Annotated in this window: 9 protein-coding genes; 8 read left to right on the forward strand and 1 reads right to left on the reverse strand. The window is 40.4% G+C overall.

Going from position 1 to position 20807, the window contains the following annotated elements:
- From O3602_RS09990 to O3602_RS10000, 3 genes are all read left to right on the forward strand, one after another.
- A partial coding sequence (locus tag O3602_RS09990) for an LPXTG cell wall anchor domain-containing protein (protein WP_371611626.1) occupies positions 1 to 486 on the forward strand: 486 nt, incomplete at its 5' end.
- A 75-nt stretch (positions 487 to 561) separates the two neighbouring features.
- The gene (locus O3602_RS09995) at positions 562 to 1521 is read left to right on the forward strand and encodes a glycosyltransferase family 2 protein (RefSeq protein WP_003012956.1); all 960 of its coding nucleotides are present in this window, start codon (positions 562 to 564) and stop codon (positions 1519 to 1521) included.
- 10 nt (positions 1522 to 1531) lie between these two features.
- The gene (locus tag O3602_RS10000) at positions 1532 to 4459 is read left to right on the forward strand and encodes a YfhO family protein (RefSeq protein ID WP_371611627.1); all 2928 of its coding nucleotides are present in this window, start codon (positions 1532 to 1534) and stop codon (positions 4457 to 4459) included.
- A 95-nt stretch (positions 4460 to 4554) separates the two neighbouring features.
- On the opposite strand, the gene O3602_RS10005 is transcribed toward O3602_RS10000, so the two are convergent.
- On the reverse strand, positions 4555 to 6609 hold the full coding sequence (locus O3602_RS10005; protein ID WP_371611628.1) for an Ig-like domain-containing protein: 2055 nt from the start codon (positions 6607 to 6609) through the stop codon (positions 4555 to 4557).
- 409 nt (positions 6610 to 7018) lie between these two features.
- Between O3602_RS10005 and O3602_RS10010 the strand changes: the two genes are divergently transcribed.
- From O3602_RS10010 to O3602_RS10030, 5 genes are all read left to right on the forward strand, one after another.
- A complete protein-coding gene (locus O3602_RS10010) occupies positions 7019 to 7465 on the forward strand; it encodes a dUTP diphosphatase (RefSeq protein WP_371611631.1) in 447 nt (148 codons plus the stop codon).
- Positions 7425 to 7982, forward strand: a complete 558-nt coding sequence (locus O3602_RS10015) for a histidine phosphatase family protein (RefSeq protein ID WP_371611629.1) — start codon at positions 7425 to 7427, stop codon at positions 7980 to 7982. Before O3602_RS10010 ends, O3602_RS10015 begins: the two co-directional genes overlap by 41 nt.
- Positions 7983 to 7995: 13 nt before the next feature.
- Complete coding sequence (gene radA, locus O3602_RS10020; RefSeq protein WP_080563357.1) at positions 7996 to 9354, forward strand: DNA repair protein RadA; 1359 nt, start codon at positions 7996 to 7998, stop codon at positions 9352 to 9354.
- A gap of 137 nt (positions 9355 to 9491) precedes the next feature.
- The gene (locus O3602_RS10025) at positions 9492 to 9986 is read left to right on the forward strand and encodes a carbonic anhydrase (protein WP_003012833.1); all 495 of its coding nucleotides are present in this window, start codon (positions 9492 to 9494) and stop codon (positions 9984 to 9986) included.
- Positions 9987 to 10239: 253 nt separating this feature from the next.
- Positions 10240 to 20807 (forward strand): SspB-related isopeptide-forming adhesin (locus O3602_RS10030; protein ID WP_371611630.1); only part of this gene is annotated, 10568 nt, incomplete at its 3' end.

A 20807-nucleotide genomic window follows, 5' to 3' on the forward strand; every position in this document is an offset into this window, starting at 1 on the left:
ACAACAACTGAAGCGCCAACCACAACTACAACAACGACTGAAGCGCCAACCACAACTACAACAACAACAGAAGCGCCAACGACTACTACAACTCCAGAAGAAACTACAGTAACAACTGAAGCTACTACAGGAGAAACTTCTGAAACAACAGAAGAAACTACAGTAACAACTGAAGCTACTACAGTAACTTCTGAAGAAACAACAACCACAACTACAACTCCAGAAGTACCAACTCCAGATGATACAACTACAACTCCAGAATACCCAGGTGGTGGAGATGGTACTTTTGGTCCTCGTAAATCAACCACAACAACAACTCCAGAAACACCTACAAATAGTAGTGAAGAAGCAACCACACCAGAAAATGGTGGAGGTCGCAAATCACTTCTTCCAAGTACTGGTGAAGTTGTAGCAACTGGCCTTGTATTCTCAGGAGTACTTGTCTTGTCAGGTGCAGTAGTGTTAAAACGTAAAATCTCTAAATAATAAAAAAAGAGTTTCCGTATAAAGGAGAGAGCGAAAGCTCTCTCTTTTTTGGAAAGGAAAGAAATGGAGGAAAAGATGAAACTTTCGATACTCATTACTTTATTTAATGAGGAGTTAGTTCTTTCTCAGACACATGAAGCCATGTCGGCACAATTGGAACAGATGCTGGGGAAGGAACTCTCGGACTATGAACTTCTGTATATCGATGATGGAAGTAGTGACCAGACCTATGAGCTAATTACAGCCATTGCCAAAGAGAATCCACGTGTGAAATATATTCGATTTAGTCGTAATTTTGGTCGTGAAAGTGGTATTTTAGCAGGTTTTAAATACGCGAGCGGGGATGCCGTCATGGTTATGGATGGAGATCTCCAACATCCACCTTATCTGATTCCCCTATTTTTAGAGGCATATAATGAAGGATATGATATTGTCAGTGGGCAACGAACGCGAGAAGGGGAGTCCTTTATTGGAAGTACCTTTGCACGCCTCTTCTATTTCTTGTCAAACCGTTCAATGGATGTTAAGCTGACAGATGGAAAATCAGAGCTGAGATTGCTAAGTCGTAAAGCTATCAATGCCTTTGTATCGATGCCCGAATACAATCGTTTCAACAAAGGGTTGTATGAATGGATTGGATTCAAGGAGAAGGTAATACCTTATAAAAACGAAATCCGCAAGGCAGGGAAAAGTAAGTTTGGTTTTAAGAAATCATTGAATTATGCTATTCAAGGAATTGTTTCATTTAATGATCGTCCCCTTCGTGTTTGTATTCAATTTGGTTTCATCTGTTTAGGACTTGCTCTTTTGTATCTTGTTTTTGAATTGATAAAATACATACTATCAGCAAGTAACTATGTCAGTGGTTACTTTACAACTATTGCAGCCATCATTCTATTTAGTGGTGTTCAATTGATTTTCATTGGTATTCTTGGAGAATATATTGGAAAAATCTATTATGAGGTAAAACGTCGTCCTCACTTTATCATTGAGGATACCAATATCGAACAAGCAAAAGAAAATAATATTGGATAAAGGAGAGAATATGTTAATCTGGTTTATGCGCTGGCAAGAGTTTTTGAAGAAAAATCCCAAAAAAATTCTCTATGCCTTGAGTGCGTTAGCCCCAATGACTATTATGTTAGTAGTTTGGGCTTTCATGGGGATGTACCCGTTTGGAAGTAAGAGTCTGATGGCTGTTGACTTTGGTCAGCAATATATCAGTTTCTTTGGCTTGCTAAAAAATGCGATCTTGACGGGAGACCTATCTAGTTTGAGTTATTCTTTCACTAAGTCTCTTGGTGGAGATATGATTGGGGTGCTTGGATACTATCTAATGAGCCCCTTTAACCTCATCTATATCCTAATGCCCCTCAAATATTTCGGAGCAGCAGTCTTTCTTACTATTTGGCTCCGCTACGGGGCAATCGGTCTATCCTTTGCATTCCTCTTGATCAAACGTTACAAAGGTTTGGAGTCTAGAAAATGGATGGTTCCACTGTTCTCGACAGCTTATGCCTTGTCAGGGATGTTGGTTTCCTACCAGATGAATGTCATTTTCTATGATGCCATGATCATGCTACCAATTGTGATTGTGTACTTGGAACAACTGTTAGACGGAGAAGCTCCCTATCGCTATTCCTTTGTCTTGGGACTTGCTGTCTTGCTTCAATTTTACATGGGCTACATGATTTCGATTTTTGTTGCCTTGTATGCCTGTTTCTATGTATCTCCTAGATTGATGGTCGAAGGTGATCTAAAGACAAAACTAAAAAATTATGCCCCGCCTTTATTACAAGCTGTTATTTACTCTCTTATCGGTATTGGAACAGCAGCGGTGCTTCTGCTACCTGTCTTCTTTAACCTGATGGAAAGTAAGGGACAAATTGGTGGAGGAATGACCTTCTCTTTTGCATTCCAAATTAATCCCTTAGATATTCTTGCTAAGATGGTCATCGGTGGTTTTGATACGACATCTGGTTGGTCTGCAGGACCAAACTTACCAAATATCTATATTGGGGCACTTGGTTTTCTGGGCTTCATTTTCTACTTCCTCTCTAAGAATGTTTCCAAAGTTAAGAAATGGGCTGCTGGGATTGTTACTCTTGTCTTCTTGACATCATTCGTTAATGAGTTTGTCAGTAAGATCTGGCACATGGGGCAAAACCCAGCCGGCTTCTTCTTCCGTTTTTCTTGGTTGTTCTCGTTCTTCATGTTACTACTGGCTTACCAAGCAGTGAAGGAAAGACCAGTTGTCTCTAAATGGACGAATCTTGTGATTGGAATCGGGTTGGCTCTCTCTGTATGTTATATTCAATCGAAGAGCTACACCTTTATCGCCAAGGTACAACCAGAAGCAATCACGAACTATTTCTCAAAAAATGTGTTTCTTCCTCTCTTGGTTTTGGTTGTTCTAGGAGGCCTCGGTTTTTACACCTATTGGACAAAATCTCAGAAGAGTCAGCGTGAGAAGATGATTCTAATTGGTGTAACTTCGGTCTTTATAGTGATTGCCTTTCTGTTACTGAAAGCAGGTTATTTACTCACCCAAGTCAGTCTCACAGTGATCGCCTATTTGGTTGTCTTGCTCATCTTGAATTTCAAACTGTCCCGTTTTGCTGTGGTGATTGTTTCCCTTGTATCGATTTTGGAGTTTGGTTATAATGCCTACTTGTCACAAGTTACTCTAGGGTATGATAATGTTAATAAGTTTTCAGATGCGACTGTATCAGTCAAACGTGTGACAGATAATATTCAAGAAAATTCAGATCAAGAATTCTATCGAATTGCTTCGGATTTCGGTTATTCTAGAACAGTACCTTCGTTGATTTCTTATCCAGGCTTGAGTACGTTTAGTTCGAGTTTGGAACGAAGCACCATGGACCACTTTGCTTTTATGGGAGATCTTGGAGTCAATGCGTCAACCCAGTATTCAAATGGAACCCCATTGACAGATGCCTTATATGGTGTACGTTACTTTATGAGTGCCAAAGATTTTGATCCAAAAGAGATGGAAGATAATCCAGATAAGATGTACTTTTATCGATATACGGACCGATTCGATTTGAAACGCTATTTCACGGAAAAAGTCTATGAAGATAAACGTTATGTTGTCTATAAAAATCCTAAATCTTTCCCGCTTGCATATGGTACAAATGTTCTTGTGAGAAATATTAAATTTGGTGTCAATAATGCTTTTGCCAACCAAAATATTATTCTGAATTCAATGGAGGGGCATCAAAAAGCTAAAAACGATACGATTGAGTACTTTAAACCTTTGGCATTTAACGCAATTGAAACAGAAAATGTTATTGAAGAAAAGGTCAATAAGGAAACTGGGGAAGCTATCTATAAGAGAGCAGATTCTTCAAAGGATGCTATTATTCGCTATAGAATCACTCCTCGTACAAATTATACCTATTACTTTTTCACTCCTGTGTCTTTAACACATAAACAAGACTATTCTGTCTTGCTCAATGGTAAATGGTTAAAAAATAATAAATCATTTACGCAAAGACAAATTTGGCAGTTAACAGATCAAACAGAAAATAAGGAAACTGTTATTGAATTTAGATTTAGAACAGATCAAATTGATATGAGTAACGCAGCTGTTTATCGTGCAGATGTTGATCAAATTGAACAAGTATTGGAGAACCGGAAGAAACAAGGATTAAAAGTTACGAAGTTCTCAAATACTCATATTGTAGGTAATGTATCCATTACAGACAATAGTAAATATATGATGACTTCAATTCCATACAGTGATGGATGGAAAGTGAAAGTGGATGGGAAATTTGTTCAAACGTCAAAAGCTTGGAATGCTTTCTTAGCGTTCCCGATCTCAAAAGGAAATCATAAGGTCGAATTCGTCTTTAGACAAAAAGGAGTCATTCTTGGTGCGTTACTATCGATTGTTTCAATTACTTACTTGGTCATTCAAATGAGACGAAGCAGAAGTAATGAAGGACGATAGGATATGATAGAGTATCAAAGATTGTTATAAATACATAAAAAGGATAACATCCAATTGGATGCTATCCTTTTTATATGATACGCAAATGTGAATGATTAGTTATTAGAAATCTTGCGTTTCAGGATGACGGCTCCTGACAAGACAAGTACTCCTGAGAATACAAGGCCAGTTGCGACAACTTCACCTGTACTTGGAAGAAGTGTTTTGTGACCTCTACCATTTTCTGGTGTGCTTGTTTCTTCACTACTATTTGTAGGTGTTTCTGGAGTTGTAGTTGTGGATGATTTAGTACGAGGACGCCATTTACCTTCTCCATCTCCTGGTACTCTTGGTACTTCTGGTTTTTCTGGAGTCGTTGTAGTAGTTGAAGTAGTCGTAGGTTCTTCAGTTGTAGTGGTTGAAGTGGTCGTAGGCTCTTCAGTTGTAGTAGTTGAAGTAGTCGTAGGCTCTTCAGTTGTAGTAGTTGAAGTAGTCGTAGGCTCTTCGGTTGTAGTGGTTGAAGTGGCCGTAGGCTCTTCAGTTGTAGTAGTTGAAGTAGTCGTAGGCTCTTCGGTTGTAGTGGTTGAAGTAGTTGTAGGTTCTTCAGTTGTAGTAGTTGAAGTAGTCGTAGGTTCTTCGGTTGTAGTGGTTGAAGTAGTCGTAGGTTCTTCGGTTGTAGTGGTTGAAGTAGTTGTAGGTTCTTCAGTTGTAGTAGTTGAAGTAGTCGTAGGCTCTTCGGTTGTAGTGGTTGAAGTAGTCGTAGGTTCTTCAGTTGTCGTAGTAGTTGAAGTAGTTGTAGGCTCTTCTGTCGTAGTAGTTGAAGTGGTCGTAGGCTCTTCTGTTGTAGTAGTTGTAGTAGTCGTTGTCGTTGTCTGCTCTTTTGGATTGATGATAGTCTTCGTGACCTTATGGTCCTCACCAAAATCTTCAGCATTTACGACAGTTTCAGCAATTTTGATCGTATAACCTGTAGGGGCCTCAGTTTCCGTTAAGATATATTTATCTTTTAAAAGACCATTGACTGTGATATTCCCATCTTTATCTGTCACATATTCACCGATTACTTGGTTGTTGGCTTGACGTACCACTTTGAATTTAGCTCCAGCAAGTGGTTGGTTAGCATCATCTACTTTATGAATATGAATGGTAAAGACATAACCAACACCAGAACCACCAGCAATTTGAACGGCAGCTCTATTTACTGCTTCTTTAGTCTTAATGTTCTTACCTTTTAAAGTAGCCTGGTTATTTAAGACTTCCCCATCGGCTGGTGAGTAATTTAAGTGGACATCATACGTAATACGGTATTGATCCGTCTCACTGATATCTCCAAGATTCACAACAAATGATTGACCATTTTCACCAACAGTAATAGGATGTTCATTGGTTACATCCTTAGTATTATTAAATTGCCATTCACCATCGACATAAGACATCTCACCTTTTGTCACACGAAAACTATCTTTAACGTAAGAAGCATTGGTAAATTGCAAATTGTCTTCTACGGTTACATTTTTAATATTTTGCTTTAGTTGGTTCACAGAAATGCCATAGGAAATAGTCTTAGGGTCATCTGAGTGAACCCAACTTGTTTTCTTTAAAAGGTTTGGATCACCATTACCAACACCTTTAAAGGTAACTTTACCTGCAATAGTTGTTTTGTTGTTAACCGTCATTTCAACCGGAATTTCTCCTTGTTGAGGGTGCTTCTTGAAGTCGATACGAGCGTAGAAATAAAAATTACCATGTGTATCTGAATGTTTCTCCGCATAATCCGTATAAGTTAATGAAATCTTTTTATTATCCTTATCCACTGTTGCATGAGCGATGACTTGTTCAGGCTTAGTAGTAGTTTTGATATCAAAGCTTTGTGATGTAATAATCAAAGCATCTGGAACAGTAATGTCAGTTGTATCCCCTTTTTTGACATTCTTACCCGCCAAGTTGAAATCGGCATTGATACGGAATGTTGCCCATTGTCCTAATTCCCAATCAAGGTTGCCACCTTCATTATTGGTAACTTTGATATTTTTGATCGTATCGACCAATTTTCCGCTAACGGTCACTCCAGGAGTTTCTGCTGAAGTACGATTTAGACCTAAAGCGAAAAGCATGGCCACTAAACAAAGGACAAATGAGAAAATTTTAATATTTCTAGTTTTCTGCTTCATCTTATCTTCCCTTTTCATAAAAATACAGGTGCCTAAACATCAATATCTGATTACTTTTAATGATATGGATACTTTATACCATATCTGTTTTCAATCAAAATTGAGTGTTGAGACACAACCTCCATTGAATCATTTTATATTAGAGAGAAATATTTTGATTACAAAACTATCCTCTACACAGGGAATTATAGCAAAATTTATGAGTTACTTCAAGTGAAAATTTGTGGATTTCATCACAAATTCCAGATTTTAATCATTATATTTTGACCACCATAATTTTAGAGTAAATTTTATTGAAATTCATAAAGATGATTCAAAAGATACGAATAGTAAAATTGAGGAGACGCTTTGCAAAAGTGATGGTATAATAGAAGAGATAGAAACATTGTAGAATGAAAGAGGAATCATGATGACAAAAATTCGTGGATTTGAACTTGTATCAAGCTATACCAATCAGGACTTACTGCCAAAACGGGAGACGGCCCACGCAGCTGGCTACGACTTAAAGGTGGCAGAGCGTACAGTCATTCCACCAGGAGATATCGTCCTCGTCCCAACTGGGGTCAAGGCCTATATGCAAGCGGGTGAGGTGCTCTATCTCTATGACCGATCGTCTAACCCTCGCAAAAAGGGTCTGGTCTTGATCAACTCTGTTGGGGTTATTGATGGAGACTACTACGGAAATCCAGGGAATGAAGGCCATATCTTTGCTCAGATGAAAAATATTACGGACCAAGAAGTCGTTCTTGAAGTCGGCGAACGTGTGGTTCAGGCTGTCTTTGCACCATTTTTAATTGCCGATGGAGATGAGGCGGATGGCGTGCGGACCGGTGGATTTGGGTCAACAGGGCACTAAGATGAAGATTATCTTTGTCCGTCACGGGGAGCCGGATTATCGTGTGTTAGAGGAGCGTGCTTATTCCGGATTTGGAATGGATTTAGCTCCCTTATCTGAGAAGGGAAGGAAACAGGCTCAGGACCTTTGCCAAAACCCCTTGTTCCAATCAGCTGATCTACTAGTAGCTTCAGCAGTAACGCGAGCTTTAGAAACAGCTTCTTATCTGGCTTGTGCTACTGGACTTCCTTTGAGAGTAGAACCCTTATTGCACGAATGGCAGGTATACGAAAGTGGTATAGAGAATTTTGAAACAGCTCGGACTCTGTTTCTAGAAAATAATGGGAAGCTCCTTCCGGATAGCCCAATTCAATATGAAACCGCTAAGGATATGAGAGCTCGCTTTATTGAAACTTTGGCCAAGTACCGAGACTATCAGAAGCTTGTAGTGGTTACCCATCGCATGCTCATGCGTCAATTTGTACCGAATGAAACCATTGATTTTTGCCAAGTGATTGAGTGTGAGATAGAGATTTAGAAAGAGGTATCTTATCGCTAAGAAAAAAACGACATTTATTTGTCAAAATTGTGCTTATAACTCACCCAAATACCTAGGGCGCTGTCCTAACTGTGGTTCTTGGTCTTCTTTTGTCGAGGAGGTCGAGGTCGCAGAGGTCAAGAATGCGCGGGTTTCCTTGACGGGTGAAAAGACCAAACCCATGAAATTGGCGGACGTGACCTCTATCAATGTTCACCGGACCAAGACGGAGATGGAAGAATTCAACCGCGTCCTTGGAGGTGGTGTCGTCCCAGGAAGTCTGGTCCTCATTGGGGGAGATCCTGGGATTGGGAAATCGACCCTGCTCCTTCAAGTATCAACCCAGTTATCCCAAGTGGGAACAGTTCTTTACGTTAGTGGAGAGGAGTCGGCCCAGCAGATCAAACTTCGGGCAGAGCGCTTGGGAGATATCGACAGTGAGTTTTATCTCTATGCTGAGACTAATATGCAGAGCGTGCGAGCAGAAGTGGAGCGCATCCAGCCTAACTTCCTCATCATTGACTCGATCCAGACTATCATGTCTCCTGAAATTTCAGGGGTTCAGGGATCAGTCTCTCAGGTCCGTGAGGTAACGGCTGAGCTCATGCAGCTGGCCAAGACCAATAACATCGCCATCTTTATCGTCGGTCATGTGACCAAGGAAGGAACCTTGGCGGGCCCGCGGATGCTGGAACACATGGTGGATACGGTGCTCTACTTTGAGGGCGAACGCCATCATACCTTCCGGATTCTAAGAGCAGTCAAGAACCGCTTTGGCTCGACCAATGAGATCGGGATCTTCGAGATGCAGTCGAGTGGCTTGGTTGAGGTGCTCAATCCGAGTCAAGTTTTCCTAGAAGAGCGTTTAGACGGTGCCACTGGTTCGTCAATCGTAGTGACCATGGAGGGGACTCGTCCGATTCTTGCAGAAGTACAGGCCTTGGTGACACCAACTATGTTTGGAAATGCCAAGCGGACGACGACAGGGCTTGATTTTAATCGGGCTAGTTTGATTATGGCTGTTTTGGAGAAACGTGCAGGTTTGCTCCTCCAAAATCAGGATGCCTACCTCAAATCAGCAGGTGGTGTCAAATTGGATGAGCCTGCCATTGACCTGGCAGTAGCCGTAGCCATTGCCTCGAGCTACAAGGACAAGCCAACCAACCCGCAGGAATGTTTCGTCGGAGAGTTGGGCTTGACAGGAGAAGTTCGCCGGGTCAACCGGATCGAGCAACGAATCAATGAAGCTGCTAAACTTGGTTTTACCAAGATTTATGTTCCGAAAAATTCTCTGACGGGGATCACGACACCATCAGGAATCCAGGTGGTCGGTGTGAGTACATTAGCTGAAGTCTTGAAGAAAGTATTTTAATAGTAGAAAAGTCTTAAACGGGAAGTTTAAGACTTTTTTTCAGATGTGACAGATGACAGGAGGTATCCCCTGACAGAAAGGATCGGATATGGTAAAATAATAGATGATTTGAATTTCAAAGGAATAAAGGAGAGACCATGTCTTATTTTGATAATTTTTTAACAGCCAACCAAGCTTATGTGGCTCTACATGGAGACCTCCGTCTTCCGATTAAGCCCAAAACACAAGTCGCCATCGTGACCTGTATGGATTCCCGCCTTCACGTGGCACCTGCACTAGGTCTGGCTCTTGGAGACGCCCATATTTTGCGGAATGCTGGAGGGCGCGTGACAGAGGATATGATCCGGTCTTTGGTCATCTCCCAGCAACAGATGGGCACCCGTGAAATTGTAGTTTTGCACCATACAGACTGTGGCGCTCAGACCTTTGAGAACGAAGGTTTCCGGCAACATCTCAAGAAAGAACTGGGAGTAGATGTGGGAGATCGTGATTTCCTACCCTTTCAAAATATTGAAGAGAGTGTCCGTGAAGATATGAGGCTTCTCAAGGCTTCTCCTTTGATTCCAGAAGATGTCGTTATCTCAGGAGCTGTGTATGATGTGGATACCGGATTGATCTCAGAAGTAAAATGATCATATAGAAGAGAATAGGAAGAGAGAACGATCTTTGTTTCCTGTACTCTTCTTTTTTATAGTATAAAAAAAGTGAACCAAATAGGAAAAAATGTGACAATTTAGCAAAAAACATTAAAAAATTAGTGGAATAAAATAACATTTTAACAAGAATATTACGATTTATTTACAACAGATTGACTCTATATGTCAACGGTGTTACAATTTTACTGGTATCATGGAATCATGAAATATGAAAAAGGAGATCCTATAAATGAAGGATATATTTAATAAGCGCCAGCGCTTTTCATTGCGAAAATATAGCGTTGGGGTTTGTTCAGTTCTTTTAGGAACAGCACTTTTTGCTGCAGGAGCTCAATCTGCATCAGCAGATGAGGCAACAGCAGCCCCTGAATCTGCAGGAACGGCGACTTCAGGAGCACAACCTGCTGCAACAGAATCAAGTCAAGCAGAAGTACCAGTTGCTTCTAAGGCATATGGTGAGGGAGCACCAGTGCCAAAAGTAGACCTTTCTAATTCTGCTACAACTTCAGAAGTACCAGCTCCATCAACTGAAAAAGCTGAAGTGATTGAAAAATCAGCTGCTTCAGAAGACAAGGAAATCCCAGCTGAGACTAAAAAAGAAGAAAAAGCTGAAACTAAAAAATCTGAAGAAGCTCCAAAGTCGACAGCACCATTAGAAACAAGCAAACCTGTCGAGAAGAAAAAAGGATCAAGCTCTAAGCCGGTCTCCACACCAGTGCTTACTACAGCACAACCTACTGCAGCTCGCTCTGCAGCAGTTGAAAACTCAGAAACATCACCTGCAAGTGAAAGCTCAGAAGCACCTACGGCTATTTCAGCTACTGTAAATCCAGTAGCTCCGATCATTGGTGCAGAGCGAGGTGTGCAGGTAGATAGAGAAACAGCTGAAGAGCGTAGTGCATCACTTGATCGTGCAGCAACTGATTTGACGAACGCTGGAGCCTTGGTAACAAGTCGTAGCCGACGTAGCCGTCGTGCTGTGTATGATCATAATGGAACTCCAGTGGAAGTGACTACCTATTTAAAACCAGGTGAAACTGCAGCTCCAAGCATGTTTGATGCGAACGGTGCAACTGTGAGCTCTCAACCTGTACCAGCTGGATACTCAGCTAAAGAAGGAGATTGGTATACATACAGTATTGTAGATCTTACTCGCTTTAACGAACGGTATCATACAAACTACTATACGCGTGCGTATAAGAGATTTGATGCTTCGACAGACACGACTGTTGAATTGATTGATAAAAACACTGGCAATGTAGTAGAAACCAGAACGATTACTGCTTCTAGCGGAATTCAAAAATTCACAACTACCAAAGCAGCCTCTAATGGAGAATTAACTTGGCAAGTTGATTTCGATAAAGGTTTAGGAGCTGGACCTGGTAAAACGAACCAACCATTTATTCAATTGGGTTATGAAGTTGGAGCAAGTATCCAAGCTTTAGTAGCTCCTGGGCACAATCTTACTCCAGATGAGAAAAAATTATACGATGCTGTTTATGCTGCTCGTACATCAACGGATATCATTAACGTTGTAGAGCCTGCTTATAATGGCCGTACGATTACAGATACCAATGCCAAGATTCCAGTAGCAGTTGAAAAGACAACTTACTATCGCGTAGTTGATGAAAATAACCCAACATTCAACGCCAATAAAACAGATAAGACTGTTCAAGACTATGTGCCAAATGGTAATGAAGTTGACTTAGCTAGATATACTCTTAAAGCTATGGAAGGACAAAACTTCACAGCATCTGGTGAACGTCAATTTGCTGGCTACAAGTTGTATCAAACAGCCGATGCAAACGATCAATCAGGCTATGTGAGTCGTCCTTATACTGTTGGTACCAAATTCATGGACGCTGAGCGTGCAGGAATTAAACGGATCAAAGAAATCGTAGATGAGGATGGAACTGTAGTCGTTCGTGTTTACTTACTAGATCCGAAACAACAAAGTAAACGTTCTGATGGTACATTAGACACAGATGGCTATATGTTGCTGGCGGAAACTAAACCTATTAAACCAGGTGATTACAATAAAGAAGATTTAGTTGTTAAGAAATCACCTCTTAACACAATTGCTTTCACAGATAGTAAAGGTGTAAACTATCCAAACGGTAAAGAAGTTCCATTTGATTTCCAAACAGCTGCTGGGTATACACCTAAGAAAACAGTATTCGTACCATTCTTGGGAGATAATATCGGCCACCTTTCTCCAAACGAACAATTGGTTCGTGGAGTAAATGGTATCGGTACCAACGTTGACTTGCTCAACTCTTTGACACCGTATAAACAACCAATCTACTACTATGTGAAACAAAAACCAGTCGAAGTCACTCCAGAAGTTGAAAAACAACTGGAAGGACGGGTGCTAGTTGACGGTGAATTCGCCTTCAAGATTAAAGAAAACCAATCAAACAAATCACTTCCTGCTTATGAAGAAACTGTAACGAATAAAGCCGACGGTAAAGCTACATTTAGCAAGTTATCATTTAACAAAGTTGGTACTTACACATACACAATCACTGAAACTGCAGGTTCAGATACAAACGTCGATTACGATGAAATGACAGTTACGATGACTGTTAATGTAACTGAAAATTCTAACGGTGATTTAGAAGCTTCTGTTAAATATAGTGGTAGTGGTGGATTTGCCTCAAAAGTTGATGACAAAGTCTTCAACAACTATGTCGTAGCTCCAGTTAAGACCAAGTTTGACTTCAGCAAGGCCCTCGCAGGTCGTGAGTTGAAAGCTGGTGAATTCAACTTTGTATTGAAAGATTCAACTGGTAAGACTCTTCAAACAAAGACAAACACTAAAGAAGGTGTTGTAGCCTTTGATGACTTGACCTTTGACAATACTCAAGTTGGTACTCACAAATACACTGTAGAAGAAGTTATTCCAGAAAATAAAGAAGCTGGTATGACTTACGATACAATGAAAGCTGAAGTGACCATCACTGTTACGAAGGAAGGTCACGTTCTTAAAGCAACGAATACTCTTCCATCAGATACAGAGTTCAACAATACCTTCACACCTGCTGCTACACAAGCTCAATTCAAGTTTACTAAGAAATTGGAAGGTAAAGAGCTTACAAAGGATGCCTTCACATTCGAATTGCTTGAAAATGGCAATATCATTCAAACCAAGAAAAATGCGGCTGATGGAACTATTCAATTTGATGCGATTTCATACGATAAAGAAGGTTCTCACACATACACTGTACGTGAAGTAGCTGGAACAGATAGAAACATCGACTACGATGATATGAATGCAGTTGTAACAGTGAACGTAACCAAGAATGCTTCAACAGGGATCCTGACTGCTAATGTTACAATGCCGGCAGATACAGAATTTAACAACTATGTTGTTGCTCCAGTTGTTACAAGATTTGACTTTACTAAAAAATTAGCCGGTCGTAAGTTAAAAGCTGGTGAATTCAGTTTTGTTCTCAAAGATCAAGATGGTAAGGTTATTGAAACAGTTAAGAATGATGCAGAAGGAAATGTGACCTTTACTGAATTGTCATATGACAATACTAAAATTGGTACCCACTCATACTCTGTTGAGGAAGTCATCCCAGCTGATGCAGATAAAGAATTTGGTATGACATACGATACCATGAAAGCATTTGTCCGTGTAAAAGTTGCTAAGAATGGTCATACCTTAACAACTGTTACAGACATTGCTTCAACAGGCGGTAAGAATGCTGCTGGTGAATCAACTGACACTCAAGAAGATACTGAATTCAACAACAAAGTCACTCCTCCAGAAACTCCTAAATTCCAACCAGAAAAATTTGTCGTTTCTAAAGAGAAATATGACATCACTGGCAACAAGTTGATGAACGACGACGATGAGTTGACAAATGAATACACTGAAACAAATGCAGATCCATATGTAGACAAGACAACCAACAACGAACCAGAAAACTTGAATACTAAGACAGTTAAACGTGGTTCTAAATTGGTTTACCAAGTATGGCTAGATACGACTAAATTCACTGAAGCAAACAACATCCAATACGTTGGTGTATCGGATACATACGACGCTGATAAATTGGACGTCAATGCAGCTGATATCAAAGCATATGATTCAGTAACTGGTGCAGAAGTAACCAATAAATTCGACATCAAAGTTGAAAACGGTACAATCACTGCAACTTCTAAAGAAGCATTTATCAAAGATAAAGTCAATGCTCCTGTTATCGACACAACTAAGTTCGAATTCGGACGTTACTATAAATTTGATATCCCAGCAACTGTGAAAGAATCTGTTAAAGCTGGTGCTGATATTGAAAATACAGCCAACCAAACCGTTCATGTTTACAACCCAGTAAGCAAGATGGTTGAAAAGCCTGAAAAACCAACACAAAAACGTGTCAATAGCGTTCCAGTTCCAGTGGAAATGAACTTCACGAAACGTTTGGAAGGTCGTGAACTTCAGGCCAACGAATTCGAATTCGTATTGAAGAAAGACGGCGTTGAAGTTGAACGCGTGAAGAATGACGCTGCTGGTAAGATCGTCTTCAAGACTCTTGAATTCGGTCGCGATGATCTTGGTAAGACTTACAACTACACAGTTGAAGAAACTCCTGGTACAGATGCAACTGTCAACTACGACACAATGGTGGCTACTGTTAAAGTGGTTGTTTCACACGATGGTACAGCGAAAGCCATCGTTGCCAACGTAACAGACGCTGCTGATAAAGAATTTAACAACCGTGTAACACCTCCAGAAGAGCCTAAGTTCCAACCAGAGAAATACGTTGTTTCTAAAGAGAAATACGATATCACTGGTGACAAGCTCGTTGACGATGATAGAGAGTTGGCAGACAAGTACGCAGATACAAATGCGAACCCATATGCGGACGATGCATCAAACAACGAAGCAGAAAACTTGAACACCAAGACTGTTGAACGTGGTTCTAAATTGGTTTACCAAGTATGGTTGGATACAACTAAATTTGACGCAACTAACAAGGACAACATCCAAACAGTTGGTATCTCAGATAACTATGATGAAGCTAAATTAAATCTTAATGTAGCTGACATCAAAGCTTACGACTCTGTAACAGGTGCAGAAGTAACTGATAAATTCGACATCACTGTCAATAACGGTGTGATCACTGCTAACTTGAAAGATGGCTTCACGAAGTCACTTGGCGATGCAGAAAATACACAAGTCATCGACACAACTAAATTCGAATTCGGACGTTACTACAAGTTCGATATTCCAACAACAGTGAAAGACGATGTGGTAGCTGGTGCAGATATCGAAAATACTGCGGCTCAAGTTGTAAACTATTACAACCCAACTACTAAGAAAGTTGAAAAACCTGAAAAACCAACTGAAAAACGTGTCAACAATGTTCCAATCTCAGTAGAATTTAACTTCACTAAGAAATTGGAAGGTCGTGCTCTTAAAGCTAACGAATTCACATTCGAGTTGAAAGACAGCGACAATGTTGTGATTGCGACTGCAACCAACGACGCAAACGGTAACTTCAAGTTCACTCCAGTTGATTACACAAACAAAGCTGGTCAAACGGTTACTGCCCTTAAATACCAGAAGGGTCAAGAAGGTACGTACACTTACACTGTAACAGAGGTTAAGGGTACAGACGCAACTGTCACTTACGATACAATGGCTGCAGTGGTAACTGTTAAAGTAAGTCATGATGGTACTGCCAAAGCCTTGATCACAAACGTGACAGAACCTGCTGATAAAGAGTTCAACAACAAGGTAACTCCTCCGGAAGAACCTAAGTTCCAACCAGAGAAATACGTTGTTTCTAAAGCGAAATTCGATATTACAGGTACGAAGCTCGTTGATGACGATTCTGAATTGACAGATAAATATGGTGAAACAAATACAAACCCATATGTCGATACAACTGCCAACAACGAAGATGAAAACTTGAATACGAAACCAGTTGAACGTGGCCAAAAACTTTACTACCAAGTATGGTTGGATACAACTAAATTTGACGCAAACAACAAAGACAATATCCAAACAGTAGGAATCACAGATAACTACGACAAGGATAAATTGACTGTTAATGCGTCAGACATCAAAGTTTACGATTCCGTTACTGGTGCAGACGTTACGACGAAATTCGATATCTCTGATAACAATGGTGTTCTAACAGCGAACCTGAAAGCTGGCTTTACGAAGTCACTTGGCGACGCTGAAAATACTCAAATCATTGATACTACTAAGTTCGAGTTTGGACGCTACTATAAATTTGATATCCCAGCAACAGTGAAAGACGATGTTGTAGCTGGTACAGATATCGAAAACAAGGCAGCACAAGTTGTTAACTACTACAACCCAGTAAGCAAGACTGTTGAAAAACCAAACAAACCAACTGAAAAACGTGTTAACAGTGTTCCAATCTCAGTAGAATTCAACTTCACTAAGAAATTGGAAGGCCGTGATCTGAAAGCTGGCGAATTCACATTTGAATTGAAAGACAGCGACAATGTTGTGATTGCGACTGCAACCAACGATGCAGCTGGTAAGATTAAGTTTGCTCCAGTAGATTACACCAATAAAGCAGGTGAAACTGTTACTGCCCTTAAATACAAGAAGGGTCAAGAGGGTACTTACAAGTACACAGTAGAAGAGGTTAAAGGAACAGACGCAACCGTAACTTATGACACAATGAAAGCTGTCGTCACAGTTGAAGTTCGTCATGATGGTACAGCGAAAGCCTTGATCACAAACGTGACAGATCCTGCCGATAAAGAGTTCAACAACGTTGTCACTCCACCAGAAGAACCTAAGTTCCAACCAGAGAAATACGTTGTTTCTAAAGAGAAATACGATATCACTGGTGACAAACTCGTTGACGATGATAAAGAGTTAGCAGACAAGTACGCAGATACCAATGCGAACCCATATGCGGACAATACCATCAATAATGAAGTGGAAAACTTAAATACTAAGACTGTTGAACGTGGATCAAAATTAGTTTACCAAGTATGGTTGGATACAACTAAATTCGACGCAGCTAACAAGGACAACATCCAATCAGTAGGAATCTCAGATGACTACGATGAAACTAAGTTGGATCTTGATTCTACTAAGATCAAAGCTTACGACTCAGTAACAGGCGCAGAAGTAACAGATAAATTCGATATCACTGTGAACAACGGTGTGATCACTGCAACCCTTAAAGATGGCTTCACGAAGTCACTTGGCGATGCAGAAAACACACAAGTCATCGACACAACTAAATTTGCCTTCGGACGTTACTACAAGTTCGACATCCCAACAACAGTGAAAGCTGATGTACCTGGTGGTGTAGACATTGAAAATACTGCGGCTCAAGTAGTCAACTACTACAACCCAACAACTAAGAAAGTTGAAAAACCAAGCAAACCAACTGAAAAACGTGTAAACAACGTACCAGTTGAGGTAGGATTCAACTTCACTAAACGCTTGGAAGGCCGTGAGCTTAAAGCTAACGAATTCAGCTTCGTACTTAAAGATTCAACTGGTAAAGAAGTTGAAACTGTGAAGAACGATAAAGATGGTAACGTTAAGTTCTCTAAACTTGAGTTCAAGAAAGGCCAAGAAGGCGTTCACAACTACACAGTAGAAGAAGTTAAAGGCACAGACGCAACCGTTACATACGACACCATGAAAGCGAATGTAACAGTCACAGTGAAACACGATGGTACAGCTAAAGTACTTATCGCGACTGTAGGCGACATTGCGGATAAAGAATTTAACAACCGTGTAACACCTCCAGAAACTCCAGAATTCAATCCAGAAAAATATGTTCTAAACGAAAAAGAATTTGATTTGACTGGAACTTCATTATTAGATGATGATAAAGAGTTGGCAGACAAGTACGCAGATACCAATGCGAACCCATATGCGGACGATGCATCTAATAACGAAGCAGCGAATATCAACACTAAATCAGTTAAACCAGGTCAAAAACTTGTTTACCAAGTATGGTTGGATACAACTAAATTCGACGCAGCTAACAAGGACAACATCCAATCAGTAGGAATCTCAGATGACTACGATGAGGCTAAAGTTGATGTTGATGGTTCAGAAATCAAAGCTTACGACTCTGTAACAGGCGCAGAAGTAACAGATAAATTCGATATCACTGTGAACAACGGTGTGATCACTGCGAACTTGAAAGCTGGCTTCACTAAGTCACTTGGCGACGCGGAAAACACACAAGTCATCGACACAACTAAATTCGAATTCGGACGTTACTACAAGTTTGATATCCCAGCTACAGTGAAAGCTGACGTTAAAGGCGGAGTAGACATCGAAAATACTGCGGCTCAAGTAGTGAACTACTACAACCCAACTACTAAGAAAGTTGAAAAACCTGAAAAACCAACTGAAAAACGTGTCAACAGCGTTCCAGTTGAAGTAGAATTCAACTTTACTAAACGTATGGAAGGCCGTGAGCTTAAAGCTAACGAATTCAGCTTCGTTCTTAAAGATTCAAAAGGTAATACTCTTGAAACTGTGAAGAACGATAAAGATGGTAACGTTAAGTTCTCTAAACTTGAGTTCAAGAAAGGTCAAGAAGGCGTTCACAACTACACAGTAGAAGAAGTTAAAGGATCTGACGCAACCGTTACATACGACACTATGAAAGCGAATGTAACAGTCACAGTTTCACACGACGGAAAAGCTAAAGTTCTGATCGCGAAAGTTGGCGACATTGCGGACAAAGAATTTAACAACAAGGTGACTCCTCCAGAAACTCCAGAGTTCAACCCAGAGAAATACATCTTGAACGCTGAGAAATTCGACCTTACTGGTAAATCACTTCTTGATGATGATAAAGAATTGGCAGACAAGGTTGCGGAAACAAACGCAAATCCTTACGCTGATAAGGCTGACAATAATGAAGCAGCAAACATCAATACTAAGACTGTGAAACGTGGTGATAAGGTTGTTTACCAAGTATGGTTGGATACAACGAAATTCACTGAAGCGCACAACATCCAATCTGTTGGTGTTACTGATGACTACGAAGAAGACAAACTTGACATCAATGTTGCAAACATCAAAGCTTACGACTCTGTAACAGGCGAAGATGTGACTGCTAAATTTGATATCAAGGTTGAAAACGGTGTGATCTCTGCAACTTCTAAAGCGGACTTGACTAAGTCACTTGGAGACGCAGAAAATACTCCAGTGATCGACACAACTAAGTTTGCGTTTGGACGTTACTACAAGTTCGACATCCCAGCAACAGTGAAAGATACTGTTAAAGGTGGTGCGGATATTGAAAACACTGCAGCTCAAATCGTTCACCAATACGATCCAACAAGCAAGACAGTGAAGAAACCAAACAAACCAACTGAAAAACGTGTTGTGAACATCCCTGTTTCAGTAGAATTCAACTTCACGAAACGTTTGGAAGGCCGTGAGCTTAAAGCTAACGAATTCAGCTTTGTTCTTAAGGATAAAGATGGTAATACTCTTGAAACTGTGAAGAACGATGCATCTGGTAACGTTAAGTTCTCAGCTCTTGAATTCAAGAAAGGTCAAGAAGGAACTTACAACTACACAGTAGAAGAAGTCAAAGGAACTGATACAACCGTTACTTACGACACGATGAAAGCAGTTGTAACAGTTGAAGTTTCTCATGATGGAACAGCGAAAGCTCTCCTTACTAAGGTAACGGATCCAGCGGATAAAGAATTCAACAACACTGTTCGTCCACCTGAAACTCCAGAATTCAACCCAGAGAAATACATCTTGAACGAATCTAAATTCGATCTTACAGGTGTGAAACTTCTCGACGATGATAAAGAGTTGAAGGATAAGGTTGCGGAAACAAATGCGAACCCTTACGTTGATAAGACTGATAACAACGAAGCTCAAAATATCAATACGAAGACACTCAAGAAAGGTGACAAGGTATACTACCAAGTATGGTTGGATACAACTAAATTCACTGAAGCACACAATATTCAATCTGTTGGTGTGACAGATAAATATGATAGTGCGAACTTGACTGTCAACGGAGCTGATATTAAGGCATACGACTCTGTAACAGGAGAAGATGTAACAGCTAAGTTTGATATCAAGGTTGAAAACGGTGTGATTACTGCAACATCTAAAGCAGACTTGACTAAGTCACTTGGAGACGCAGAAAATACACAAGTTATCGACACAACTAAGTTGGCCTTTGGACGTTACTACAAGTTTGAAATTCCTGCAGAAATTAAACAATCTGCTCAAGATGGTGTGGACATTGAAAATACAGCTTCACAAATCGTACACCAATACGATCCAACTAAGAAGACTGTAGAAAAACCAGAAAAACCAACTGAAAAACGTGTAGTCAACATTCCAGTTAAGGTTCAATTCCAATTCACTAAGAAATTGGAAGGTCGTGCATTGAAGGCTGGTGAATTCAGTTTCGTTCTTAAGGACGAAAAAGGAAATGTGATCGAAACCGTAACCAATGATGCGGCTGGTAAGATCACCTTCTCAAATCTTGAATTCAAACGTGGTGAAGAAGGAACTCATCTCTACCATGTAGAAGAAATCCGTGGCAAAGATTCTAGCATCGAATACGATAAGATGGTTGCCACTGTGGGTATTATGATTAACAAAGACGGTAAAGTATTGACGGCTATTACTCAGTTGCCAGAAGATACAGAGTTTAACAACACTGTTATTCCGCCAACAACACCGCCAAATACACCACCAACAACACCACCGAATACACCGCCGACAACGCCACCAACAACACCGCCAACACCGCCAACACCGCCAACACCGCCAACACCGCCAACACC

The organism is Streptococcus sp. 27098_8_186, assembly GCF_041432055.1.
GTDB lineage: Bacteria > Bacillota > Bacilli > Lactobacillales > Streptococcaceae > Streptococcus > Streptococcus dentalis.